Source organism: Paenibacillus sp. FSL H8-0457, assembly GCF_038051935.1.
Lineage (GTDB): Bacteria > Bacillota > Bacilli > Paenibacillales > Paenibacillaceae > Paenibacillus_AQ > Paenibacillus_AQ lautus_A.
On record NZ_CP150293.1, the window covers coordinates 2234193 to 2260558 of the forward strand.

Sequence of the window (26366 nt, forward strand, 5' to 3'; positions counted from 1 at the left end):
TGTTCGACCTTACGCTTCCAGAAGAGCTTTGAGCTCTTGAAGCTTCTTGGTGGCCACATTCATGACAGGCTGCGGAGCCATGGATTCATACTCGAGACCGTGCGGGAACGTGGCTTTACCCAGGTATACCGCTTCGATTTTGAGGATGGTGTCGGGTTTCTCCAGCTTGCCTTCAACAGCGCGGGTGTTAATGCGCAGGAAGTATTCAGCCTGATTTTTTTTATCTTCGATTTTCAAGTCGTATGTAGCGCGGTAGTATTCCCACTGCCAACGAATGAAGCCTACTTTCTCGGCACATTCATCGAGGTAAGCTAAATCGCTGTGCAATCCGTCCAAGCCTGTATTTTCGAAAATCATGTGGTCGTAACCCCCTTAATAGTCCTTGCAAAGTTCTTTAATATGATAGTATGTTTCAAGAACTTGTGCAAGCCTGTACCGCCCGTCACGCTTCAATTGAGACCATTTATCCAGATAAGATTTTGATAACGGCAAGCATTCTTCTTTTCTGTTAAAATAAATGCAAGTGAAAACGCTGTGAAATGTACGCTTTCCATCCTGGTGGTTATATATTCATAGGACTTCAATTCAAGCGAAGGGTGGATACGGCCTATGAACCGCGTCGTTTACCGCACGGAGTATTATGCAGTGGAAGAAAACGGGCAGAAGGAAATCGTCGTGATCGACCGGATTCCGGATTCGGCAGCGGTTGTGGCCGTCCATCAAGGGTGCCTGCTACTGGTATGCCAGCATCGGGAAGCGGTGAATGAGATCACCTGGGAGCTTCCCGGCGGAACGGTGAAGCCCGGCGAGGAACGCGCGCTTGCCGTTAAGCGGGAGCTTGAGGAAGAGGCAGGCGTGCAGTGCAAGGACCTGTCCTACATGGGCAGTGCTTATCCGATGGCTTCTCTGGCCAACCGGAACGTTTATTTTTATTTCACCGACGATTTGAAGGTGTCCGGGAGCCGGGAGTCGAATCAAGAGGAAGACGAAGACGTTAGAGCGGTGTGGGTCCCGCTCAGGGATGTATATCGCAAGATCAAGGAGGGCGGCCGGATGGATGCCATGGTTGGGCACGGACTGCTGCTGAGCAAACTCCACGGCTTTCTTGCGATCGATTGAGCCGCCAATAGCGGGGGAAGGATGATGAACTTGATGAAGGAAGCATTTTGGGATCAATGGTATCCACGGATGGTGGAGTGGCGGCGTCATTTACATATGCACCCGGAGCTTTCGTTCCAGGAGAAGGAAACTTCGGCATTTATAGCAGCCCGGCTGCAGGAGCTCGGTCTTGCGGTCAAGACCGGTGTTGGCGGGCATGGAGTTATAGGGACATTAAAAGGGGATAAACCCGGCAGGACGGTTGTGCTGCGGTCCGACATGGATGCGCTGCCGATCGAGGACGGCAAGAGCTGCGAATACAAATCCAGGGTGCAGGGAGTGATGCACGCTTGCGGGCATGACGGGCATGCCTCCATGCTGCTTGGAGCCGCCGCATATTACAGCACGTTCCCGGAAGAAATTCAGGGGGAGATTCGTTTTATGTTCCAGCCGGCGGAGGAAGTATGCCCCGGCGGCGCGGTGGAGATGATCAAGGACGGAGCGCTCGAAGGGGCCGACGTCGTCTATGGTCTGCACCTGTGGACGCCGTTACCTGTAGGCACCGCAGCGAGCGCGCCGGGTCCGCTGATGGCGGCGGCGGATGAGTTTTTCATTGACATTACGGGGCGCGGGGGGCATGGCGGCATGCCGCATGTGACGGCCGATGCCCTGGTTGCGGGGGCTGCGCTTGTCATGCAGCTTCAAACCATCGTAAGCCGCACCGTGGATCCGCTGCAGCCTTCCGTCGTTACGGTAGGGACGATGCAGGCCGGAACGGCGCAAAACGTCATAGCCTCCTCCTGCCGGATCACGGGGACGGTGCGCACGTTTGACGAACCTACCCGGGCGTTGATCCGGGAGCGGATCGAGCATATGACCCGGACGGTTTCCGAAACCTACGGCACAAAGGCGGCGGTTCGATATCTCGTCGGCTACCCTCCCGTGGTGAACGATGAAGCCGAAACCGCACGATTTTTCCGTACGGCACCCAAAGTGTTCGATGCGGATCAGGTCATCGTCTCGCCCAAACTGATGCCGGCAGAGGATTTCGCTTATTACTTGAAGGAAATTCCGGGCTGCTTCATTTTCGTTGGAGCCGGCAACCCCGACAAAGGGGCGATTTATCCGCATCATCATCCGATGTTCGACTTTGATGAAGATGCGATGCGCTACGGGGCGAAGCTGCTGGTCGAGATGGTGTCGAGCTATCAGAACGGGGAATAGATTTTCACAAAATCGCAATCTTCGCGCATGAACGCTCGTTATTTGGAAATCCTATTGATCATAGGGGAAGTTCAGATCCAGGACATGGATGTGGACTTCTTTTTTTTAGATGACCGAATGTCACGAGGAGGAATAAGGGTGCACAACAAGCCTTGCATCGTCCAGCGCGATCGGACCATACTTCTTGAAACCGCCCATGCGGATGCGGAGGCTGCGCGCGAGCAGCTAGCCCAATATGCGGATTTGATCAAAAGTCCCGCGTCTTTTCATACATATCGCCTGACCCCTTTATCTTTATGGAACGCCGCTGCAGGGGGCATGTCGGCTGAAGCGATTTGCTCGAGCCTTCAGTCGTTGTCGCGTTGGGACGTGCCGGCCGCCCTGCTGGAAGAGGTTCGCCAGCTCGTTGGGCGTTACGGGCAGCTGTCGCTGCTCCCGCATCCAACGCTTGAACGTGCATTGCTGTTATCCAGCAATGAGGAAGCCCTGATGCAGGAGCTGACGTCCCATCGCTCCCTGAGGGAAATCGGCGTCCGGTTGATTTCACCGAAGGAAGCAGAGGTGCCTTCGGACCGCCGCGGCGTGTTAAAGCAGGAGATGACCCGGCTCGGCTATCCTGTGCTGGACCACGCGGGATATATGGACGGGCAATACCTGAACATTCTTTGGCGGGGAGAAAAATCGGGCAGCTGGCGCCTTGAAGATTCGAACGGCGGATCCAACGATCAGCGCTTCGTGCTTCGCGACTATCAGCAGAAGGCTGCCGAATCCTTCAGGGATATTGGCGGCGAAGGCGGCAACGGAGTGCTGGTCCTGCCATGCGGGGCCGGGAAAACGGTCATTGGCATCGCCGCCATGCGCGAGCTGCAATGCGAGACGCTGATCCTCACTTCCAATACTACGTCGGTAAGGCAGTGGATCGCCGAGCTGATGCAGAAAACGACGCTGTCCGTGGATGAAATCGGCGAATACTCCGGTCAACGCAAACAGGTCAGGCCGGTGACGGTCGCTACCTACCACATCTTGACCCACCGGCAGGGCAAGGGGGAGGAGCAGCAGCATATGAAGCTGTTTAATGAACGGCGCTGGGGCTTGATCATTTATGACGAGGTTCATCTTCTTCCCGCACCGGTATTCCGCGCGACGGCCGACATCCAGGCGACCCGCAGGCTTGGCCTGACCGCCACTTTGGTTCGCGAGGATGGAAGGGAGAGCGACGTGTTCTCCCTGATCGGTCCCAAACGATATGAAATGCCGTGGAAAAGGCTGGAGGCACAAGGGTGGATTGCTTCGGTGACCTGCACGGAGATTAAGGTGCCGCTGCCGGACGAGATCAGAGAAGCCTGCGAAACGGCAAACAAAAGGGAGCAATATCGGCTGGCTGCCGAGAATCCCTCCAAACTTGATGTGATTCGGCAGCTCGTGGATGTCCACAAGGATGCGCAGACGCTCATCATTGGACAATACCTGGATCAGCTCCATGCCATTTCCAGGGAGCTGCAGGCCCCGCTCATCACGGGACAAATGACCCAGGATCAGCGCAACGAATGGTATAACGCCTTCAGGGAAGGAAACATACGCGTGCTTGTCGTATCGAAAGTGGCAAACTTCGCGGTCGATCTCCCCGATGCTTCCGTAGCGATCGAGGTTTCGGGCAGTTACGGCTCTCGGCAGGAGGAAGCGCAGCGGCTTGGACGTTTGCTGCGGCCGAAGTCAGGGGAGAATCGGGCTTATTTTTATGCATTGGTAACGGAGGACAGCCGGGAGGAGATCTTTGCGATCCGGCGACAGCTGTTTCTGATTGAGCAGGGGTACGAATATCACGCGATACATGCAAAGCAGCCGGCGGCCTCCCTGGATCTGATCGCGATGCGAAATCCCCGTTCTTATCAGCATCCCGACGGGAAGGAGGTCTCGTGGAGATGACGAGGCAGCAGGACATGGCGGACACGATGAGCCTGGAACGGCTCCTTCCGAAGGAGCGATCGGTCCTCTATCATATCTGGCGCCGCTTTGCCGGGCAGGGTTTCGATGACGACAAGCTGCGCTCATTGCGATTTCCCCGCTTGAGCGGCGTGGAGGCGCAGCTTGCCTTCATCTCCTTGAGACAACAGGGATGGGTGCGAGCGGTCAAGCGGGGTTGGGGCGAGAGGCTGTATTTCATTCCTTTTGACAAGCTGCAGATCCTCCTAGAAGGCTGTGGTCCTGTAGAGGCTCATGAAACAGGCTCCCTGCCTTCTGTATCCGTGAGGCTTCAGCAGGAAGCAAGAAGCGGCATAGCGATCGATATGTTCAATGTTCTCGTATATATGGCCAAGAACCGCGTATCGTTGACCGCTAAAGGGATTTTGCATAAGAAATGCATTCAGAAACTGGGGGGCGAGATCGCCTTAACGCCATACGATGTCGAAGGGCTCGCCCTTCACTATGATCATTCGGATGCGTACCCTCAACATGTCGCGATGGTGTTGGATCTGCTGTTTACGTTTGAGCTGGTCGTTGCAGAGCAGGGGGAACTCAAGCTGAACCGTACCTCATTGCGGCGTTGGCTTATGCTCTCCCGGGAAGCGATGGACCGGTCCGTCCTTCTTCACATGATGGAACGTTACATTCCGAACTCGGCCGAGTTTCAGCATTGGACTTGGCGGATATGTCACTCGTCGTTGTCCGGCGGGGTGTGGTACCGCGCCTGGCAGATGCCCGCTGCAGTCTCTGAGCCTTTGGAAGGAGGTGCATCCACCGGAAAAGAATTATTGCCGGAGGAAGCCGCTTCATGGCTCCGGTTATTAACCGGCTGCGGTTACACCGATTTGGGCATCGATGACGATGGTCAATTCCTGTTCCGCTGGCGTGTGGCCCCCTCCTCCTTGCTGGATGGAAGCGAAGGGGCTGATACCGGATCATCGGGTCTGTTCATTCAGCCGGATTTTGACATTTTGATACCGCCCAATGTGCCGAATTCCGTTAAGTTTCAAGCTGCTTGCTGCACGGAGCGGATTTTGGATGATGTGATGACGGTCTATCGCCTGACAAGGGATTCGGTGATTCAGGCGGCAAAAGCCGGAATGGAGCCGGACAGAATCGCGGCCTTTTTCTCGAAACATGCAGCCGCCGGAATGCCGGAGAACGTGCAATCTGCTTTATACCAATGGGGCAAGGAGATGGACAGGGCGGGCCTGAACGAGTCGCCTCGCTATGAAGAGGCTTTTCCGGAAGAGGATACGGAACTTGCGGGTACTGATGGAAATGAACGTTACCCTATGCAGTGGGGGAGTCGTAGCCGTCCCTCCTGCGGATTGATCCGCCCGGCACGAAGCGAGCTTGTACTTGAACCTGATGACACCCTGCCGGATCCATCGTCGATCATTCCCGATTTGAACCGGATTCCTGTCATGTGGACACGGGATTGGCGCTCTTACCACGGCTCGACGGCCAAACAAATGATGGAGCAGGCGCTGGAGCTGTCGGCCAAATTGGAGATTGCCGTGGATGGCAGCCGCATGGAATTCATTCCATTTCAAATCCTGCGTCAGCCGTGGAAAATTTCGGGTGCGTTATACGATCCGGATTCGGATAAGACGGGAGCCATCGTGGAGTTAGGCGAAGGGGAATGGAGGGAAATGCGGCTTGTGATTCCGTAAAAGCGTTTGAATTCCCCCTTCTTAAGATACGAGCGTTATGCTATGATGAAAGAGTCCACGATCAACACGCGGGCCAAATTTAATAGAAAAGCGGGATGAGTTCATGAGCGTATCGGAAATAAACACGGTCGATATGGCCGAGGTGCTCACCTATGCCTACGAAATAGGCGACATGATTAATGCTTCCGTCGAAGTGGCGGATTATCTATATTGGAAGCAGGCAGTTGAGAATGACCCCATGATTCAGGCTTTGGTCAGAAAGCTTGACTCGAAGAAGGAGTTGTTCGAAGAGACGCAGCGGTTCGGCCACTTTCACCCGAATTATCATTCGGCCAAGGATGAAGTAGCCGCGGTGGAAGCGGAACTGGAGGCTTTTGAGCCCGTAGCCCGGTTCAAGCAGGCGGAGAAGAATCTGGACGATCTGCTGCATTCCATGTCGGAGAGGATTGCTTTTTCGGTTTCGGAGAGCATCAAGGTTCCCGGCAATGACCCTCTTCCGAAGAAGGGGTGCGGCAGCGGAGGAGCCTGCTCGTGCGGATAAGGGGCATACATTAGAGATAGAGACGAAAGTGAGGCGAGGAGCTTAGGATGTTGGCTGAACGGACGGGTTTTATTATATGGGTCAGCGATGTTAAGGCAGCAAGGAATTTGGAGAAATACGGCAGCGTCCATTATATATCGCGCCGCATGCATTACGTTGTCATGTACGTCAACGCTGACCGTGCCGAAGAGACAATGAAGAACATCCGGAGATTGTCCTACGTTCGTAAGATCGAGCGCTCCTACCGGAACGAGATTAAGACAGAGTACAGCAGCAAGGGGCCGGATAAAGCCAAGTTTTACGGTCCCTAGCAGGATGTGCCTGCTCGAGAATCTGTGCAAATCGCATATCGCGTATCTTGTAAGAATACGAGAAAAGCGTAAAGCGGCCCCTCCTGGGGCCGCTTTTTTTAAAGCCTTGGAAAGTATTAGCCTCGCAAGTCACGCATGAACTTCCAAAGATTATTTCGATTTGCGGCGATAGATTGGCATAAATCGGAAGGCCATTTGATAAAATAGTATAAGTAAGGTACAATTTACATTTTAATGGGACCCATCATTCCATCCGGATTTGCACCTTCCGCACCAGGATGCAATTAGAGCTATTTCTAAATTTTCGGTGATTGTTCACAAGAAGCGAGGTTTCAATCTTGTGAATGACAGTGGAATGATGTAATATGTTGGGTATATATACATAGATACAAAGACCCATTTGGTGGAGAGTGATATTCCATGCGCGACAAAGGGACTGAGCGGTGGAGCACCTATGAGCCGTTTTATATTACGTTAAATGATAAAAAGGTAGCCGATATCGTGATTACCAATCATGCAAAGAGCCGTTATACGGACCGGGTGGAAGGCCATGACACCTCCCACGAGGAAATCGGGACTTGGATGTGGGAGTGCTTGAAGCAGGACCGGATCGTGCCGTATTACCGCAACGAACAGGATGTCTATCTGATCGACGACGACCTGGTGGTTGTGGCGGAGTTCTCGGAGCTGGAGCACGAACGCGATCTGATCGGCAACCCACTGCATCGGATGATCATTGTAACATTTTTGGGGCGTATGTCCGAAACCATTGAGCTTCGGGACCTGAAGTCTTATTACTCATGGCTTCGTCATTCGCGCCGCATGACGCTGATCAAGAACAGCCGCAAGCGTAAATAAAGAAATAAAGTCATGAAATGGCATGCGAGCGTAAGCGCGGATGTCTTTTTTTGTATGCGCTGCCGCGATCCGTTACAATATAAAACAAGAGCGGCAGCGAGAGGGGAACCGAAACGATGAATTTTCACCAGCTACATATCTTTTACACGGTGGCCGAGCGGGGAAGTTTTTCCGCCGCTGCGCAAGCGCTTCATATGAGCCAGCCGGCCGTGACGATGCAGGTGCAGGCGCTGGAGGAGTACTTTGGGACAAAGCTGCTCATCCGTTCCACCAAGCGCATGGAGTTATCCGAGGCCGGGAGGACGCTGCTCCCCTTTGCCCGCAGGAGCCTGGAGCTGTCGCAGGCCACGGACGCGGCCATGGCGGCTTTCTCGAACAAACTTCAGGGAAGGCTGCAGCTCGGGGCAAGCCTGACGATCGGGGAGTATGTGCTGCCGCGATTGCTGGGGCCCTTCGGCCGGGAGTACCCGGACATATCGATAATGCTCAAAGTGATGAACACTACGCAGATTCTCGAGGAAATCGCAAGCCATCAACTGAACTTCGGATTGATCGAGGCTCCGGTTGAACATCCGGACATGGTGCTGGATGCGGTCATGGAAGATGAGCTGAAACTGATCGTTCCTTCCAGCCATCCTTTAGCGCAAAGGGAAGATGCTATATATTTGAAGGATGTGCTGACGTATCCGTTTGTGCTGCGCGAGAAAGGTTCCGGCACCCGGAAGGTCATGGAGGACGTGCTGCTGGAGCGGGGGCACGATCCCGAGAGCATCCAGACGGTGATGGAGCTGGGGAGCACGGGAGCTGTCAAATCGGCGGTAGAGGAAGGACTCGGCATCACGATGCTGTCAACCTCTACGGTTAAGCACGAGACGGCGCTCGGGTTAGTCAAAATGATCGATATCGCGGATGCGTCATTTAAACGGAATTTCTATTCCATTCATTTGCGGTCGGCGCTCTTGCCGATGTCGGCGATGACGTTTTTGGCCTATTTAAGAGAGCGACGGCGTTAATGCAAGCATACCCGTATATACAACGAAAGGAGATTGAACGCCATGGATAAACTTGCGTCTCGAAAGGGCTGCGATCTTCATTCGCACACCCAGGCTTCGGATGGAATGAATACGCCTTCGGAGAACGTGCAGCTTGCCTATGAGCGGGGGCTGGGGGCTTTGGCCATTACGGATCATGATACCGTAGCCGGCATCGAGGAAGCGCTGCAAGCGGGAGAGCGCTTGAACATCATCGTGGTCCCCGGCGTAGAAATCAGCACCATGGCAGGCGGGACGGATATTCACGTCCTGGGCTATTACGTCGATCACCGGGACCCCGTGTTTCTGGAGCGGCTGGCAGCGCTTCGCCGCACCAGGGAGAAGCGCAATGAGAAGATCTTGGCTAAGCTTCGCGAGCTTGGCATCGAGCTTACGATGGAGGAAGTCATTGCGGTATTGGGGCGGCCGCTGGAGCCAGATGAGAGCATCGGACGCCCGCATATTGCGGATGCGCTGGTCCATAAAGGACATGCCCTGGATCTGCGGGATGCCTTCGACCGGTATCTCGCCCAGGGCGCTGCTGCCTATGTACCGCAGCCGCGGATCCATCCCAAGGAAGCCTGCGAATGGATCCGTGAAGCCGGCGGCGTGCCGGTGCTTGCGCACCCCGGACTCTACGGCGATGATGCGTTGGTCAGAACGGTCATTGAAGAGTCAGGGTTCAAGGGGATCGAAGTCTATCATTCGGACCATGGGGTATCGGAGGAGGAACGTTACTTGGCGATGGCCGAGGAGTACGGCTTCATCGTGACCGCCGGATCGGATTACCATGGACAGAGGCAAGGCCAGGTATTCCATGGGGATATCGGCAGCCGCCAGGTATCCACCCAGGTGCTGGACCAGCTCCAACAGGCGCGGGCAAGGACCTAAGACGGACGGAACGGTAAGAAAAACGGGTATCCCGGATGGTCATTTTGACCTTGCGGGGTACCCGTTTTTTTGGCTGAATGAAGATCTATCCGCGTCTTCCGTTCATTTTAATTGCGATTGTTTTTTACCGAATTGGGCATGGCCTTGATCAGCTGCTCGTCCGGCGTCACGAACAGCGTTTTCTGATTGTCGTAGATGACGAAGCCGGGTTTGGCTCCATTCGGCTTGCGGACGTGGCGAATGAGCGTATAGTCGACGGGCACGCTGCTTGATTCTTTGGCCTGACTGTAATAAGCCGCCAGCTGCGCCGCTTCCTGGAGCGTCGCGTCCCCGTACTCGCTGCTGCGGATGACCACATGGGAACCTGGGATATCCTTGGTGTGCAGCCATGTGTCGTTCGAGGAAGCGAGACGGTTGGTCACGTATTCGTTTTGAAGGTTGTTTTTGCCCACATAGAGCTCGACGCCTTCGGATGAAGTATAGACATGCAGCGTCGGCTTGTCGTTTTTCTTCTTTTTCTTCGTTTTGCGGCTGCGGTCTCTTAAATATCCCTGCTGGACCAATTCGTCCCTGATTTCATCGATGTCGTTCAAGGAAGCATGCGACAGCTGCTGCAGAAGATTCTCGATATAGTTGATCTCTTCACGGGTTTTGATTAACTGTTCATTGATGACCGCAAGGCTGTTCTTATACTTGTTGTACTTTTTGAAATAACGCTGGGCATTGTCCGATGGTGTCAGTAGCGGATCCAGCGGTATGGTGACGGTCGCCTGCTCTTCATCGTAGAAGTTGATCAGCTGGACTTCGCGGTCGCCCTTCTGAATCTGATGGAGCGAGGCGAAGAGAAGCTCGCCAAAAATCCGGTACCGATCGGCATCGCCGGCTTCCTCCAAATCTTTGTTCAGATTATCCAGCTTCTTGATGTTTTTGGTCCGTTCATTCTGCAGGAATCGGAGGAGGTCGCTGACCTTCTGTTTAACCGTGTCCCGCTGCGCCTTATCCCCGTAATAATCCTCCATGCATTGGCTGACGGATTCGTAGGTTCTGGTCTCGTCCGCAAGCAATGTCAGCGGTATGACGGAGAACACCGATTTGCCCTTGGCATTGACGCCTGTAATAGGCGTATATTGATGGCTGCGGACTTGCCCCATCACCTCATCGAATGCACGCCACAGGCTGCCGCAATCTTTTTCCCCTTCGTTTCCGCCAGGATGGCCTTCTCCTGCACGGTGGGCTATTTCCTGCGCTGCCAGCGGGCTCAGGCCGCTGAATGTACCGACCAGCCATGGGACGGCCGGCTCCTCGTTCACCAGGCAGGACTCCCGGAAAGCTTCCTGCCCAGTTTCGAGCGGGCTCCGCTTATGCTGCTCCGGCGGATCCGTGTAGGAAAATCCCGGCATGACCACGCGGTAGCTGCTGATGGCGGGCGTCACATGGTTGATGCCGTCCAGTATGGTATCGCTCGCGGGATCAAGCAGAATGATGTTGCTGTGTCTGCCCATCAGCTCCACGATGATTTTCTTGGAGGAAACATCCCCGAGCTCGTCGCGCTGGCGAATCGTCATATGGATGATCCGCTCCATGCCCACCTGCTGGATGTCCTCGATGATGCCGCTTTCGCAATGCTTGCGCAGAATCATGCAAAACATCGGCGCTTCGGCCGGATTGAGAAACGTTTCCTGCGTCAGATGCACCCTGGGATATGTGGGGTTTGCGGAGAGCAGCAGCTTGGCGTTTCCTTGCTGGGTGCGTATGTGAAACACGATGTCCCGATCGTTCGGTTGATATATTTTATTGATTCGTGCGCCCCGGCAGGCTTGAAGCTCATGCACGATCGCGCGCGTGACAATGCCGTCTAGTGCCATCCTTCATTCTCCTATCTGTCTGTTACCCTTCCTAATCGTACTTCTCTATGATGCCATATTTCCCTTAAAAACTTAAGGCCCCTTCTGTGATAATTCAGGACCTGTCCGAATACATTTACGTAGAAAGGGTGGAAAAGCTGTCATCCGCCGGAACTTGCAAAACCAACCGGGAGGGAAAGGAAGCATGGAACAAAAGCAATGGCACCAGATGGACACGGATGAATTGCAGCAAGTACTGCAGATGCATCCGGAGCAGGGCCTCACGGAAGAGGAAGCCGGGGAGAGACGAAAAAAAAGTGGCTACAACGAGCTCTCCGAGGGCGTTAAAATTTCTCCATTTGTTCTGTTCTTGAATCAATTTAAGGATTTCATGATGCTGGTGCTTCTTGGAGCCACCCTGGTATCCGGCCTGCTGGGCGAGTATCTGGATGCCGTCACGATCGTCGCCATCATCCTGATCAACGGGATCCTTGGTTTCATCCAGGAATTTAAGGCGGAGCGGTCGCTTCGGGCCTTGAAGCAGCTGTCCGCGCCGACCTCCAAGGTCATCCGGGACGGCAAGGTGGTGCAGCTAACGGCCAGAGAACTCGTACCTGGCGATGTCATTCTCGTCGAGAGCGGAGACCGTATCCCGGCCGACGTTCGCTGGCTGGAGATCAACAGCTGCAGCGTCGAGGAGTCCGCCTTGACCGGCGAGTCCCTGCCGGTAAATAAGCATGCTGAGCCGATCCACGATGCGGAAGTTCCGCTGGGCGACCGGAAGAACATCGGGTTCATGGGAACGATGGTGGCCCGCGGCACGGGTAAAGGCGTTGTCATCCGGACCGGAATGGATACGGAGATGGGCAAAATCGCCGATTTGATCCAAAACACGGAATCCCAGGAGACGCCGCTGCAGCATCGCCTGGAGCAGCTGGGCAAAATTCTGATCGCCGTGTCGTTGGGGCTGACGGTCTTGGTCGTAGTCGCAGGCATTCTGCATGGACAGCCTGCAGCAGGGATGTTCTTCGCAGGGGTCAGCCTTGCCGTAGCGGCCATTCCCGAAGGGCTGCCGGCCATCGTCACGATTGCGCTATCCCTCGGCGTGCAGCGCATGATCAAGCGCAAAGCGATCGTGCGCAAGCTGCCATCCGTGGAGACGCTGGGCTGCGCATCCGTGATCTGTTCGGATAAAACGGGGACGCTCACGCAGAATAAAATGACCGTGACCCAGGTTTGGCTGGGAGGACGTACGCTGGAAGTGACCGGGCACGGGTATGACCCGACGGGTCAGATCCTCCACAGAGGCAAGCCTGTCGAGCTGAGATCCGATCAGGGGCTTCGCAGACTGCTGCAAATCAGCGGGCTGTGCAACAATGCGGAGATCTATGAGAATGTGCAGGAGGAAGCCCGGAGCAAGCGCAAGGGCAAGGAGGAGCCGGCAGCAGCTGCTTGGGAGTTAAAAGGGGACCCGACAGAAGGAGCGCTGCTGACGCTGTCGTCCAAAATGGGATTGACGAAGGGCAGCCTGAACTCTATCTACCAAAGAGACAAAGAGTTTCCTTTCGATTCGGAGCGGAAGCTGATGTCCGTCATCGTCAGCCATCAGGGCGGACGATTGCTCTGCACGAAGGGCGCACCGGACGTCCTGCTGGACGCCTGTGCTTATATCATGTGGGACGGGAACGTCGTGCCGCTGACCTCCACGCTCCGCCAGAAGGTGCTGGCCGCCAATGAAGGCATGGCTTCCAACGCGCTGCGCGTGCTTGGTTTGGCTTATCGGGATTTGCGTTCCTATGATAAGCCGGAAACGGAGAAAGAGGCCGAGAGCCAGCTTATCTTTGTGGGGCTGGCCGGAATGATCGATCCGCCGCGCCGTGAAGTGCGCGACGCGATTGCGACTTGCCGCCGCGCCGGAATCAAGACCGTCATGATCACGGGCGACCATCGGACAACGGCGGAAGCGATCGCGGCCCAGCTCGGGATCCTGCCAAGGAACGGCCTGTCGCTATCGGGACAGGAGTTATCCCGAATGGACGACAAGGAGCTGGATGCGAGGGTGGATCAAACCTTCGTTTATGCCCGCGTCTCTCCCGAGCACAAGCTTCGCATCGTGAAATCGCTCCAGCGGAAGGGGCATGTGGTTGCCATGACGGGGGATGGCGTGAACGATGCACCAGCCATCAAAGCCTCGGATATAGGGATTGCCATGGGCATTACCGGCACGGACGTAACGAAGGAAGCGTCGTCGCTGGTGCTCAGTGACGATAATTTCTCCACGATTGTTTCGGCGATTGAGGAGGGGCGGAGCATTTATGAAAATATCCGCAAATTCATCCGCTATTTGCTGGCCTCCAATGTCGGCGAGATTCTGACGATGTTTTTTGCGATGATGATGGGGCTTCCGCTTCCGCTCGTTCCGATCCAGATTCTGTGGGTAAACCTGGTCACCGACGGGCTCCCGGCCATGGCGCTCGGGGTGGACCAGCCGGAGAAGGACCTGATGGAGCACAAGCCGCGGGGGGCCAAGGAAAATATTTTCGCCAGACGCCTTGGCTGGAAAATCATCAGCCGCGGCATCTTGATCGGCTTGTGCACGCTCGGCGCATTTTGGGTCACGCTGCGCATCGCGCCGAATGATCCGGCGCAGCTGGCCAAGGCGCAGTCCGTTGCCTTTGCTACCCTTGTCATGGCCCAGCTGATCCATGTGTTCGACTGCCGCAGCTCGCGCTCGATTTTCCATCGGAACCCGCTTCAGAACAAAGCATTGGTTCTGGCTGTGCTGTCCTCCGTATTGCTGATGCTCGGCGTCATGTACATCGAGGCGTTCCAGCCGATCTTCAAGACGGTTCCGCTTGGCCTGAAAGAGTGGGCATTGACACTCGTCGCCGCCGGCATTCCTACCTTCCTGATGGGGGCCGGAAGCGTGTGGGGCGGCAGACGGAACCGCAACCGGAACCGCCGCGGCATGATGACGAAGAGTGCAAATATTTCGGCGTAAAATGAATGGATAGCCCATCACCTCTGCGATATGCTAAGCACGAGCGTAGCAATTGCAGAGGAGATGGGGTTTTATGATGGAATTTACGAAAATGCATGGATTGGGCAACGACTTCGTTGTCGTATACGGCGAACGGGAACTTCCATCCGATGCATCCGAATTGGCCGTGAAGCTGTGCAATCGCTTCTTCGGCATCGGTGCTGACGGACTTGTATATATTTTGCCTTCCGCGAAGGCTGATTTCATGATGCGGATTATGAATTCGGACGGTTCCGAAGCGGAGCAGTGCGGCAACGCCATCCGCTGCGTCGCGAAATATGTGTACGATCATGGCCATATCGACCGCGAGGAGATTACCATAGAAACCATCGGAGCCGGCGTGCAGCAAGTGCGTCTTACGGTGCAGGACGGTCAAGTAAGCAGCGTAAGGGTCGATATGGGCGAACCGGTCCTGAATGGACTTAGCGTGCCGACCTTGGTCGATCTCAATCCGGTGGTGAATCATCCCGTTGAAGTGGACGGCCGGGAATTCCGATTCACTGCCGTTTCCATGGGCAATCCGCACTGCGTCATTTATGTGGACGATGCGGTGAACTTTGATCTCGGCGTATGGGGTCCTAAGCTTGAGGTGCACCCGCTCTTTCCGAGAAAGATCAACGTGGAGTTTGCAACGGTGAATTCACGCGGTCAAGTGGACATGCGGGTATGGGAGCGCGGCGCGGGGCCGACCCTGGCCTGCGGCACCGGCGCCTGCGCGACGCTGGTATCCTCCGTGCTGAACGGGGCCACAGACCGCAGCGCGACGATCTCGCTTAAGGGCGGGGACCTGTTCATCGAGTGGGATGAGCTTGATAACCATGTGTACATGACGGGACCGGCCGAGGTTGTATACAAAGGGAAGTTGGCAATTTAGGGCATCTGCTGGCCGCTTCTCTTCCTCCGGCAGTTGAAAAAAACAGCATGTTCATAAGTTTGTCCTGCAGGGACGGACACGGTAGGGAGGCCTTCGAAGGCCTCCCTTTTGTCTCTTTATCTTTGCAGAGGTTTTATGATACATTAGTTGAAAATAAACGTCGGGTGGAGGAGAAAACGCGATGAAACCGAATCTTCGGCAGGCATGGGAGAATCAGGTACTGGTCGGTGACGGCGCGATGGGTACTTATTTATATCAAAAAGGATTTCCTGTAGGCATTTCATATGAAGAACTGAATTTAACCTCTCCGGAGGTCATCGGGAACGTTCATCGCCAGTATGTTGAGGCTGGTGCACAGGTCATCGAGACCAACACGTTCTCAGCCAATTATGACAAGCTGTCCAAATACGGCTTGGAGGCGAGGGTAGGAGAGATCAACCGCGCAGGCGTGAGAATTGCGCGTGAAGCCGCCGGCGATCAAGGATATGTGGTTGGAGCGGTCGGCTCCATTCGGGCAGGCAAAAGAAGCAATATTTCCACGAGCGAGCTCAAGCGTTACTTCGAAGAGCAGCTGTCCGTACTCATCTCCGAAGGCGTTGACGGCATCCTGCTCGAGACGTTCTACGACGTGGATGAAATGCAATTGGCTTTGGCGCAGGCACGGATGCTGAGCGACCTGCCGGTGATCTGCCAGTTCGCGGTGGAGGATATTGCCCGCACGCTGGACGGCTTCACGATGCCGGATGCATACCGCATATTGAGCCATGAAGGCGCGGACGTGATCGGGTTTAACTGCCGGACGGGGCCGAACGGCATCATGCGCGCGCTGGAAACCCTGAACGGCATCATGAATCTTCCGGCTTCGGTCTACCCGAATGCGGGAATCGCCGATTATGTGGACGGGGAATACCGGTATGGCGCGAGTCCCGAGTATTTCGGGAAAACGGCCCTGGAGTTTGCGGATCGCGGCGCCCGCATTATCGGCGGCTGCTGCGGGACGACGCCGGAGCATATCGCGGAAATTTCCTCGGCGCTATCCGGCTACGTTCCTTCGCCGCTCCCTGCCGTCGAAGAGGCGGAGATCAACCGGATCGTGATTCACGAAACCGCCCAGGAGCAATTCTACGAGCGCAGCGGGGAGCCGACGATTGTCGATATCGTAAAGGAACGGCATACGGTTATCGTGGAGCTGGACCCTCCGAGGGATTTGGATATCACCAAGTTCATGAAAGGCGCGGAAGCTTTGAAAAAAGCGGGAGCCGATGCGCTGACCCTTGCGGATAACTCGCTGGCCGTAACCCGCATGAGCAACATGGCTCTCGGCCATCTGGTACAAGCACGCACGGGACTGCGGCCGCTGATCCACATTGCTTGCCGCGACCGGAACCTGATCGGGACGCAGTCGCACATGATGGGCTTCGACGCGCTCGGCATCGACCATGTGCTTGCGGTGACGGGGGATCCGGCCCGTTTTGGGGATTTGCCGGATTCCAGCTCGGTTTACGACATGACCTCGTTTGAAATCATTCGGATGATCAAGCAGCTGAACGACGGCATTGCTTTCTCCGGAAAGCCGCTGAAACAAAAAGCCAAATTCGTTGTCGGGGCAGCGTTCAATCCAAATGTAAGGCATCTGGACAAAGCGGTTGCCCGCTTGGAGAAGAAGATTGCTTCGGGCGCCGATTACGTCATGACGCAGCCCGTTTACGATCCCGAGTTAATGGTTAGGCTTCGGGAAGCGACGGCGCATCTGGATATTCCAATCTTCATCGGCATCATGCCGCTGGCAAGCGGGCGCAATGCCGAGTATTTGCACAATGAGGTGCCGGGCATTCAGCTGTCGGACGAAGTCCGCAGCCGCATGGCGGGACTTGAAGGCGAAGCGGGCCGGGCGATGGGCGTCAAGATCGGCAAGGAGCTGCTGGATGTTGCGACAGAGCATTTTAACGGCATCTATTTGATGACGCCGTTTATGTTCTATGAAATGAGCGTACAATTAATGGAGTACGTCTGGGAGAAATCGGGCCGCCGATTGACCCCCTTGTTTCATTAATAATTATCAATTACAATAGTGTAATGGATGTGATTCCGATGTCATTGAGCATGACCGGATATGGGCAATCCGTTGTCGATTTTCAAGGCTACAGTATCTCTTTCGAAGTGAAGTCAGTTAATCACCGGTACTGCGAGATCGTCTTTCGCATGCCCCGTGAATGGGCACTCTTCGAGGATTCGCTTCGACGGGCGGTACAGAGCCGGATCGGACGCGGACGGATTGATGTTTATATTAACAAGGAAAACAACGGCGAGTCTCAGGGTGCCGTGCTGAACCATGCCATGGTTCAAGCGTATTTACAGGCAGCCGAGGATTTGAAGTCATACGGAATCACGGGAGATCTGGCGGTGCGGGATATTTTGACGCTGCCAGATGTTCTTGTAACTCCGAGCGGACTTTCCATGGATGAAGCGCAGCAGAGGTTATGGAATGATGCGCTTCTTCAAGGTCTGGAACAAGCGCTTGAGGGTCTGGTCCAGATGCGCAGCAGGGAAGGCGCTTTTCTCGCGAAGGATATCGGGCAGAGGCTTGACCGCTTGCAGCAGCTGCACCGGGAGATGACCGAGCTTGCTCCGGAGGTTCCGGCCGAATACCGGAAGCGCCTGCGGCAGCGCATTGAATCTCTTGATGACGGATCGCTTGCTGTTGATGAACATATATTCGGAATGGAAGTCGCTCTGTTTGCTGAACGTTCCAATGTGGACGAGGAGTTGATTCGACTTCACAGCCATTTGGAACAATGCAGGGAGCTGCTACTTCAGAAAAGCCCTGTAGGCCGTAAACTGGATTTTCTGATTCAGGAAATGAACAGAGAAGTCAATACGATTGGATCGAAAGCCAATCATCTGACTCTGGTAAACCGTGTTGTCGAAATGAAAGCGGAACTGGAGAAGATTCGTGAACAAGCCGCCAATGTGGAATAACCGCAGTTTCATCGGCAAGTAAGAGTCAAATGTATAGGGGGAGCAACCGCACTATGGCAATCAAACTTATTAATATTGGCTTCGGAAACATCGTATCGGCCAATCGGATCATCTCAATCGTGAGTCCTGAATCGGCTCCGATCAAGCGGATCATTCAAGAAGCACGGGACCGTCATATGCTGATTGATGCTACATATGGCCGAAGGACGAGGGCTGTTATCATTACCGATAGCGACCACGTGATTTTATCGGCCGTACAGCCGGAAACGGTGGCTCACCGTCTGTCCAGCAAAGATGACGACAACGACGAATAAGATGAGGAGTACTATGTCTAAAGGATTATTGATTGTATTGTCCGGTCCTTCCGGCGTTGGAAAGGGAACCGTCTGTACGGCACTTCGCAGCCGGGTTCCGGAACTGGTGTATTCGGTGTCGGCTACGACGCGTTCGCCGCGGCTCGGCGAGGTAAACGGCGTAAACTATTTTTTCAAAAGTCGGGAACAATTCATGGATATGATTGAGAACGACCAGCTTCTCGAATATGCGGAATACGTCGGGAACTATTATGGAACCCCTCGAGATTTTGTGGAAGAAACATTAGCCACCGGCAAGGATATTATACTGGAGATCGAAGTGCAGGGCGCGCTGAAGGTCAAGGAGAAGTTTCCGGACGGTATCTTTGTGTTTCTGATGCCGCCGTCGTTGGACGAACTGAAAGATCGGATCCAGGGCCGGGGGACAGAAAGTCAGGCCACGATCGACCACCGCATGTCCGTAGCTGTTGACGAAATCAATCTGCTGCAGCATTATGATTATGCCGTAGTGAACGATGAAATCAATCTTGCTTGCGAGAGAATACAATCTATCATTATAGCCGAACATTGTAAGGTGAGAAAGTAAGCTGTCTTTTCATAGACGGCGTAAAACTTTCAAGTAAATAAAGAAGAGGTGCTTCGACTGTGTTATATCCATCCATTGATGAAATGATGAATAAAGTGGACAGTAAATATTCTCTTGTGGTTGCGGCTTCCCGCCGTGCACGCCAATTGCGTGAAGGAGAAGTCAGCGAGTTGAAACATCCGAAATCCCATAAGTTCGTCGGTGTCGCTCTGGAAGAAATCTATGGCGATTACGTGAAGATCGAGCGTGGAGAGGACTAAGGCTTTTTTTCAACATTCGAATACCATGCGTTAGCGCGCGAAAATGTGACAACCGAAAGGTTGTTATTTTTTTGAGAAGATATGAAAGTACAGCCTTCATACAAATGGAAAGCGGGGGATTGTCATGTTGAACGGAAAAGTCGTCGTACTTGGCGTTACAGGTGGCATTGCCGCGTATAAAGCAGCGACTTTATGCAGCAGGCTTGTCCAGAGGGGAGCGGATGTGCATGTTATCATGACGGAATCCGCCAAGCAGTTCATTCCGGAATTAACGCTGCAGACGCTGACCAAAAACCCGGTTTATAGCGATACTTTTGACGAAAGGGACCCCTCGGTCGTCTCGCATATCCACTTGGCCGACCTAGCCGATCTGGTGCTGATTGCTCCGGCGACGGCCAATATCATCGGCAAGATGGCACATGGCCTGGCGGATGACATGCTGACCACGACGCTGCTTGCGACCACGGCTCCTGTCATGATCTCGCCGGCGATGAACGTGCATATGTACACGCATCCGGCCGTCATGGCCAACATGGAGACGCTGGTTTCCCGCGGGGTGTCCATGATTGAACCCGGAGAGGGACTTCTGGCATGCGGATACGTCGGAAAGGGACGGATGGAGGAGCCCGATACGATCGTGGATGTGGTTGAACGGTTTTTCCAAGGGCGCGCAGCCGAGTCCGCGGCGTCGTGGAATCAGGACGTGGAAAGCGGATCGTCAGGCATATTGCACGGCAAAAAAGTGGTTGTCACGGCCGGCGGTACGATCGAGCGCATTGATCCGGTCCGTTATATCACGAATGATTCCTCCGGAAAAATGGGGTTTGCGATTGCTAAAGCCGCCAAGCAGCTGGGAGCGGACGTCCACCTCATTACGGCTCATACCGATGAAGCCCCGCCAGAGGGGATTCCTGCCGAGAGAGTGGAGTCGGCCCAGGATATGTACGAAGCGGTGCAGCGCGTGTTCGATACGAGCGATATCGTGGTTAAGGCGGCAGCGGTCGCCGATTATCGTCCTGCGGAGGCGGCGACGTCAAAGATCAAGAAGCGCGGGGAAACGATGACGCTGGATCTTGTCAAGACCACGGATATCCTGGAAAGCCTGGGACGCCAAAAGACCTCCCAGTTCTTGATCGGATTTGCCGCCGAGACGGATACGGTGGAGCAGTTCGCCAGGGAAAAGCTGAAACGCAAAAATTGCGACCTGATCGTTGCCAATGATGTTACGCAGGAAGGCGCCGGCTTTGGCACGGACACGAACAGCGTTCATATATTCGATGCAGAAGGGCTCGTCCTGCAGCTGCCCGTGATGTCCAAGGAGGAAGTGGCCATGAGGCTGTTAACGCTGGCGGCCGAACGGTTGACCGGGAGGTTATCCTGATGGAAATGGCCCGTGTGATTGTGGACGTGCCGTCCAAGGATACGGACCGTCCATTTGATTATCTGATTCCGGAGGAGCTCCGGCCATGGGTCGAGGTAGGCAGCCGGGTCGGCGTGCCGTTCGGTCACCGTACGCTTCAGGGATTCGTGGTTTCGCTGCATCCCCGGCCCGAGATGGATACGGCCAAAATGAAGCCGATTCAGGAAGTCCTCGATGTGATGCCTCCGCTCTCGCCTGAGCTGATTGAGCTTGGAGAATGGATGAAAGAGCGGTATGCATGCCGTTATATATCCGCTCTTCAATCGATGCTGCCAACGGCGCTGAAGGGAAAAGCCGAGCGGTATATTTCCCTTGGCGAGCCGGATGCAGGCTTGTCGGATGAAAGCGGCGGATTATTCGCGCTCCTCCCGGAAAGCGAATTGGAGCAGGAGATCATCCGGTTTGTCAGTCAGCGAGGCGAGGTGTCGCTCCAGCAGTTAACGCGAGCGTTTCCGGATGCGGCAGCCACCGTAAAAGCGCTGATCGGCCGGGGGCGGTTAAGCGAATTCCAGCAAATCAAGGACAAACTGCAGAAAAAAACGATGAAAGCGGTAGAGCTTGCCGTTTCGAGCGAGGAAGCGCATGTGGCGCTGGCTTCGTTTCCGGCTAAGGCTCAGCGGCAGAAGGAAGTGCTCCAATATATCGTAGAGATGGAGGACTTCCTGCCGATATCGCAGAAGGATCTGCTGCAGACGCTCGGCGTCACCGCAGGCACCGTGAAGGCGCTGGCCGACAAGGGACTGATTACCCTTGAGGATGTCGAAGTGTTCCGCGACCCGTACCGGGGACGGCACTTTACGCCCAGCGCCCCGCTGGCGCTCACGCCGGAGCAGCAGGCGGTGTACCGGAGCATCGTGCGTAAGCTGGATGAACGCAAGCATGGCGCGTTTCTCCTGCACGGGGTAACGGGCAGCGGCAAGACCGAGATCTACCTGCAGACCATTCAGCGCTGCATGGATCAGGAGCGTCAGGCGATTGTCCTGGTGCCCGAAATATCGCTCACACCCCAAATGGTGGAGCGGTTCAAAGCCCGCTTCGGCGACCGCGTGGCCGTCATGCACAGCCGGCTTTCGGATGGTGAGCGCTACGATGAATGGCGCAAAATTAGGGAAGGCCGGGCTTCGGTTGTCGTGGGAGCACGATCGGCGGTGTTTGCGCCGTTTGACCGACTTGGCCTTATTATTATGGATGAAGAGCATGAAAGTTCATATAAGCAGGAAGAAACGCCGAAGTACCATGCCAGGGACGTGGCGATTCACCGTGCCTCGCTGACAGGCGCAGCCGTCATTCTGGGCTCGGCAACGCCTTCGCTTGAAAGCTACCATGCGGCGAGATCGCAGGCTCAGGATGATTTTGCTCCGCATCTGCTGGAGATGCCGAGCCGTGCGCTGGGCAACCAGCTGCCGGCTGTTCAGGTCGTGGATATGCGGGAGGAGCTCCGGGAAGGGAATCGCTCCATGTTCAGCCGCTCCCTGCATGCCGCGATTTCGGCGCGGCTGGAACGCGGAGAACAAACGGTGCTGCTGCTGAATCGGCGGGGGTATTCCACTTTCGTGATGTGCCGGAGCTGCGGATATGTGGCTGGCTGTCCGGAATGCGATATTTCGCTGACCTACCATCAGAAATCGAACAATCTGCGCTGCCATTATTGCGGTTACGCCGCACAGGCCCCGGAGGTATGCCCGGATTGCGGGAGCGAGCATATACGCTATTTCGGTACGGGCACGCAGCGTGTCGAGGAAGAATTGGCCAAACTGTTCCCCGGGATTCGCGTCATTCGGATGGACGTGGACACGACGACCGAGAAGGGCTCCCACGAGAAGCTGCTGAAGCAGTTTCGGGATAAAAAGGGCGACGTGCTGCTTGGAACCCAAATGGTCGCCAAAGGCCTGGATTTCCCGGATGTCACCCTGGTCGGCGTCATTACGGCCGATTCGGCGCTGAACCTGCCCGACTTCCGGGCGGCCGAGAAGACGTTTCAGCTGCTGACCCAGGTGGCCGGAAGAGCGGGACGCCATCAGCTGCCGGGTGAAGTGGTCATCCAATCCTACACGCCCGAGCATTATTCGATTATTCATGCAAGCAGCCATGATTATTTATCCTTCGTCAAGGATGAGCTGAAGCACCGCAAAGCGCTCCATTATCCGCCGTACTGCAGGCTGATTCTGGTGACGCTGTCGCATGAACAGCTGCCGCTGCTCGTACGACTGGCAGAGAATTTTGCCGCCGCCATCAAAAGCGAATCCGACCGCCGGGGATGGTTCGGAAGCCTGGACCGGTTCGACGCAAGCGCGCTCGATATCCTGGGTCCGGTGGCTTCCCCCATTCCGCGGTTAAAAAATAGATACAGATTTCAATGTATGATAAAATGGCGGGGAACGATGGATGCTGTCTCGCTGGTGCGTTCGGTTGCCGAGAAGCTTCAGGATTCGGCGCGGGACGGCAAGCTCCAAATCAGTATTGACGTTGATCCGCAAATGTTAATGTAATAGCGCATATAATGATGAAAAGCACAAGGATGGTGTCGTAGACATGGCGATTCGTATTATCGTTAAAGAACCGGATGAGGTTCTTCATAAAAAGGCAAAGGAAGTTACCAAAATTACGCCGAACGTTCAAAAGCTCCTGGATGATATGGCCGATACCATGTACGATGCGGAAGGCGTCGGGCTGGCCGCGCCGCAGGTCGGCATACTGAAGCGCCTGATCGTTATCGATGCGGGCGATGAGCACGGCTTGATCAAGATGATCAATCCGGAGATCGTGGAGAGTGAGGGCGAGCAATTCGGGCCGGAAGGCTGCCTGAGTATTCCAGGATGGAACGGGGATGTTCGACGTGCGGAGAAAGTAACGGTTAAGGGGCTTGATCGCGAAGGCAATGAGCTTGTCATTACGGGTACAGGGCTGCTTGCGCGAGCATTTCAGCATGAAATCGATCATTTGAACGGGGTGCTGTTTACGGAAATCGCCGACCGGGTGTATGAGTATGTTCCGGAACAGCCGAGAAATGAGTTGGAGAACCGATGAATATCGTATTTATGGGCACCCCCGCCTTTGCAGTACCCAGTCTGGAAATGCTGATTGCCGAAGGATACACGATAGCCGCCGTCGTTACGCAGCCGGACCGTCCGCAGGGGCGCAAAAAAGTGCTGACCCCGACGCCGGTCAAGGAAGCCGCCCTTCGTCACGGCATCCCTGTCCTGCAGCCGCAGCGACTGCGGAATCCGGAAGCCGTGGCCGAACTGGCCGAATATAAACCCGAGCTGATCGTCACGGCCGCGTACGGCCAAATCCTGCCGAAATCGGTGCTGGATATGCCGGCGCTTGGCTGCCTGAACGTCCACGGCTCGCTGCTCCCCGCTTATCGGGGAGGAGCGCCGATTCAGCGGAGCATCATCAATGGAGAGTCCGTCACAGGCATCACGCTGATGTATATGGCGGAGGGACTCGACACCGGGGACATGATCGCCCGCACCGAGGTCCCTATTGAAGACGATGATACAGCTGGAACCATGTTCGAGAAGCTGAGCCAAGCCGGCGCGGAGCTGCTTCGGCGGGAGCTGCCCCGGCTCGTGAAGGGCAGAGTGGAGGCTGAGCCTCAGGATGATTCGAAGGCAACGTATGCTCCGAATCTGACCCGGGATGACGAGAAGATCGACTGGAGCCGCACTTCCCGCGAAATCTACGATCAGATTCGCGGTCTGGTTCCTTATTCCGGCGGGTTCACGCTGTGGAACGGCGAAGTGTTTAAAGTATGGGCAGCGGCTAAGCCAGACAGCGCCCAGAAACCATCTGGCGATGCGCAGCCCGGGACCGTGCTTGAGCTGCATGAGACAGGGATCGTCGTGAAAACAGGCGACGGTACGCTGACGCTGCTTACGGTTCAGCCTAGCGGCAAGAAGGCAATGGATGCGGCACAATTCGTCCGCGGGACGAGCCTGACGGCCGGGACGGTGCTGTCGTGAGCGGAAACCGCAGCCCGAAGGGACGCCTGGACTCTCCCCGGGAGCTGGCGATGAATGTATTGACTCAGGTTGAGCAGGAGGGGGCGTACAGCAACCTCCTGCTCAACTCCGCTCTGCAGAAGTCCTCGCTTGCCAAGAGCGACGCGGGACTAGCCACGGAGCTGATCTACGGCACGATCTCGCGGCTGAACACGCTTGATTATTTTTTGGACAAGTTTGTCAACAAAGGGGTGCGGAAGCTTCAGCCTTGGGTAAGGGCGCTGCTTCGCATCAGCCTTTATCAGATCGTGTACCTGGATCGGATCCCGGACCATGCGGTTGTCAGCGAAGCCGTTAATCTGGCGAAGCGCCGCGGGCATCAAGGGATCTCCGGCATGGTGAACGGGGTGCTTCGGAATATTCTGCGTCAGAAGGAAACCCTGGCCATTCCGGAGGATATGACGGACGCCCAGCGCATTTCCCTTCTGCATTCCCATCCGCAGTGGCTGGTGGAGCGCTGGATTTCCCAGTACGGTACGGAGGCAACAGAGGCGATCTGTGCCGCAAACAATGAACCGCCTGCTGTAAGCGTGAGGGTGAACACCACGATGATCAGCCGCGATGACATGCTGGAATTAATGGGCAGCCATGGCCTGGATGCTTCCCCATCGTCGGTTAGTCCTTACGGGATTGTCGTTAAGGGCGCGGGCAATATGGCCTTGACCGATTGGTATCGTGACGGGATGATCTCGATCCAGGACGAAAGCTCGATGCTCGTGGCCGAGGCCGTTCAGCCTGAGCCGGGCATGCGCATCCTCGATTGCTGCGCGGCCCCGGGCGGAAAGAGCGCCCATATGGGCGAGCTGATGAAGGACGAGGGCAGCATCGTCGCCAACGATATTCATGCCCATAAAGGGAAGCTGATCTCGGATCAGGCCAGCCGTTTGGGACTGGACAGCATTTCGATCGTGACGGGGGACGCGCTGGATTTGGCAGACCGCTTCGAGCCTGCGTCTTTCGACCGAATTTTGCTGGATGCTCCCTGCTCCGGCCTTGGCGTGATCCGGCGCAAGCCGGATCTGAAGTGGGGCAAGTCCCAGGAGGACATCCATGAGATTGCGGCGCTGCAGCTCAGGCTGCTGGAGTCGGTCTCGACCTTGCTGCGTCCCGGAGGGATCTTGGTATACAGCACGTGCACGATTGAACCGATGGAGAATGAAGGCGTGGTATCTGCTTTTCTGGAAGGCCATTCCGAATTTGCCATTGCTGAAGACGGCCTTGGAGCCTTAAGCCGGCTGGGCGAGAATTCGCTTGCGCGAGGCGGCGGCATTCAAATCCTGCCCCAGCACTATCACAGCGACGGCTTTTACATTGCCAGACTCGGCAGACGTTCCTCTTAAGGGCGCTTGCCGCCATGACTATAGTCGTATCCCGCCTATGCCGGCGGGTTTTCCTCTTTTACCGTCTCTTTTATTTATGTTAGAATAGGAAGAATGAAAAAAGAGATGCA

23 protein-coding genes are annotated in these 26366 nt (G+C 55.3%); 21 read left to right on the top strand and 2 right to left on the bottom strand.

The genetic code is table 11. From position 1 onward, the window contains the following. Positions 1-9: 9 nt before the first annotated feature. Positions 10-357: a YugN family protein gene (locus MHI43_RS09715; RefSeq protein ID WP_009589628.1), complete on the bottom strand. Its 348-nt coding sequence runs from the start codon at positions 355-357 to the stop codon at positions 10-12. 252 nt (positions 358-609) lie between these two features. Here MHI43_RS09715 and MHI43_RS09720 point away from each other — a divergent pair, with 252 nt between their 5' ends. The 9 genes from MHI43_RS09720 to MHI43_RS09760 all read left to right on the top strand — a co-directional run bounded on the left by MHI43_RS09720 (position 610) and on the right by MHI43_RS09760 (position 9595). Beyond that, the gene (locus MHI43_RS09720) at positions 610-1119 is read left to right on the top strand and encodes an NUDIX hydrolase (protein WP_036665923.1); all 510 of its coding nucleotides are present in this window, start codon (positions 610-612) and stop codon (positions 1117-1119) included. A gap of 33 nt (positions 1120-1152) precedes the next feature. Next, on the top strand, positions 1153-2322 hold the full coding sequence (locus tag MHI43_RS09725; RefSeq protein ID WP_144374217.1) for a M20 family metallopeptidase: 1170 nt from the start codon (positions 1153-1155) through the stop codon (positions 2320-2322). A 117-nt stretch (positions 2323-2439) separates the two neighbouring features. Continuing rightward, positions 2440-4248 carry a DNA repair helicase XPB gene (locus tag MHI43_RS09730; RefSeq protein ID WP_340969895.1) on the top strand — a complete coding sequence of 603 codons (1809 nt, stop codon included), beginning with the start codon at positions 2440-2442 and terminating at the stop codon, positions 4246-4248. After that, the gene (locus MHI43_RS09735) at positions 4245-5963 is read left to right on the top strand and encodes a helicase-associated domain-containing protein (RefSeq protein ID WP_036665921.1); all 1719 of its coding nucleotides are present in this window, start codon (positions 4245-4247) and stop codon (positions 5961-5963) included. The genes MHI43_RS09730 and MHI43_RS09735 overlap by 4 nt, the downstream gene beginning before the upstream one ends. 103 nt (positions 5964-6066) lie before the next feature. Further along, a complete protein-coding gene (locus MHI43_RS09740; RefSeq protein ID WP_015734322.1) occupies positions 6067-6504 on the top strand; it encodes a YlbF family regulator in 438 nt (145 codons plus the stop codon). Positions 6505-6551: 47 nt separating this feature from the next. Next, positions 6552-6815 (top strand): YlbG family protein, encoded by a 264-nt coding sequence (locus MHI43_RS09745; RefSeq protein ID WP_006209210.1) that lies wholly within the window; start codon positions 6552-6554, stop codon positions 6813-6815. A 420-nt stretch (positions 6816-7235) separates the two neighbouring features. Next, positions 7236-7673: a hypothetical protein gene (locus MHI43_RS09750; RefSeq protein WP_009589660.1), complete on the top strand. Its 438-nt coding sequence runs from the start codon at positions 7236-7238 to the stop codon at positions 7671-7673. Positions 7674-7789: 116 nt separating this feature from the next. Then, the gene (locus tag MHI43_RS09755; protein WP_015734323.1) at positions 7790-8686 is read left to right on the top strand and encodes a selenium metabolism-associated LysR family transcriptional regulator; all 897 of its coding nucleotides are present in this window, start codon (positions 7790-7792) and stop codon (positions 8684-8686) included. A gap of 42 nt (positions 8687-8728) precedes the next feature. Then, complete coding sequence (locus MHI43_RS09760; RefSeq protein WP_015734324.1) at positions 8729-9595, top strand: PHP domain-containing protein; 867 nt, start codon at positions 8729-8731, stop codon at positions 9593-9595. A 107-nt stretch (positions 9596-9702) separates the two neighbouring features. Here the strand turns inward: MHI43_RS09760 and MHI43_RS09765 are convergent, their stop codons facing one another. Beyond that, entirely contained in the window at positions 9703-11460 is a 1758-nt protein-coding gene (locus MHI43_RS09765) for an NFACT RNA binding domain-containing protein (RefSeq protein ID WP_015734325.1), read from the bottom strand. A gap of 184 nt (positions 11461-11644) precedes the next feature. Here MHI43_RS09765 and MHI43_RS09770 point away from each other — a divergent pair, with 184 nt between their 5' ends. From MHI43_RS09770 to rsmB, 12 genes are all read left to right on the top strand, one after another. Beyond that, on the top strand, positions 11645-14440 hold the full coding sequence (locus MHI43_RS09770) for a calcium-translocating P-type ATPase, SERCA-type (RefSeq protein ID WP_036665919.1): 2796 nt from the start codon (positions 11645-11647) through the stop codon (positions 14438-14440). 76 nt (positions 14441-14516) lie between these two features. Further along, the gene (gene dapF / locus MHI43_RS09775; RefSeq protein ID WP_036666168.1) at positions 14517-15353 is read left to right on the top strand and encodes a diaminopimelate epimerase; all 837 of its coding nucleotides are present in this window, start codon (positions 14517-14519) and stop codon (positions 15351-15353) included. 181 nt (positions 15354-15534) lie between these two features. Next, positions 15535-17406 (top strand): bifunctional homocysteine S-methyltransferase/methylenetetrahydrofolate reductase, encoded by a 1872-nt coding sequence (locus MHI43_RS09780; protein WP_015734328.1) that lies wholly within the window; start codon positions 15535-15537, stop codon positions 17404-17406. Positions 17407-17444: 38 nt separating this feature from the next. Further along, positions 17445-18332, top strand: a complete 888-nt coding sequence (locus tag MHI43_RS09785) for a YicC/YloC family endoribonuclease (protein ID WP_036665917.1) — start codon at positions 17445-17447, stop codon at positions 18330-18332. A gap of 53 nt (positions 18333-18385) precedes the next feature. Further along, complete coding sequence (locus tag MHI43_RS09790; protein WP_006209218.1) at positions 18386-18646, top strand: DUF370 domain-containing protein; 261 nt, start codon at positions 18386-18388, stop codon at positions 18644-18646. A 13-nt stretch (positions 18647-18659) separates the two neighbouring features. Continuing rightward, positions 18660-19232, top strand: a complete 573-nt coding sequence (gene gmk, locus MHI43_RS09795; protein ID WP_009592584.1) for a guanylate kinase — start codon at positions 18660-18662, stop codon at positions 19230-19232. A 59-nt stretch (positions 19233-19291) separates the two neighbouring features. Beyond that, the gene (rpoZ, locus tag MHI43_RS09800; protein ID WP_009592612.1) at positions 19292-19492 is read left to right on the top strand and encodes a DNA-directed RNA polymerase subunit omega; all 201 of its coding nucleotides are present in this window, start codon (positions 19292-19294) and stop codon (positions 19490-19492) included. A gap of 124 nt (positions 19493-19616) precedes the next feature. Next, positions 19617-20873: a bifunctional phosphopantothenoylcysteine decarboxylase/phosphopantothenate--cysteine ligase CoaBC gene (coaBC, locus tag MHI43_RS09805; protein WP_036665916.1), complete on the top strand. Its 1257-nt coding sequence runs from the start codon at positions 19617-19619 to the stop codon at positions 20871-20873. Further along, the gene (gene priA, locus MHI43_RS09810) at positions 20873-23401 is read left to right on the top strand and encodes a primosomal protein N' (RefSeq protein ID WP_036665915.1); all 2529 of its coding nucleotides are present in this window, start codon (positions 20873-20875) and stop codon (positions 23399-23401) included. The genes coaBC and priA overlap by 1 nt, the downstream gene beginning before the upstream one ends. Before the next feature lie 43 nt (positions 23402-23444). Then, positions 23445-23939, top strand: coding sequence for a peptide deformylase (def, locus tag MHI43_RS09815; protein WP_015734332.1), 495 nt, complete (start codon positions 23445-23447; stop codon positions 23937-23939). Beyond that, positions 23936-24877, top strand: a complete 942-nt coding sequence (gene fmt, locus MHI43_RS09820; protein WP_036665914.1) for a methionyl-tRNA formyltransferase — start codon at positions 23936-23938, stop codon at positions 24875-24877. Before def ends, fmt begins: the two co-directional genes overlap by 4 nt. Before the next feature lie 50 nt (positions 24878-24927). After that, entirely contained in the window at positions 24928-26256 is a 1329-nt protein-coding gene (gene rsmB / locus MHI43_RS09825; protein WP_036666166.1) for a 16S rRNA (cytosine(967)-C(5))-methyltransferase RsmB, read from the top strand. Positions 26257-26366: the final 110 nt, after the last annotated feature.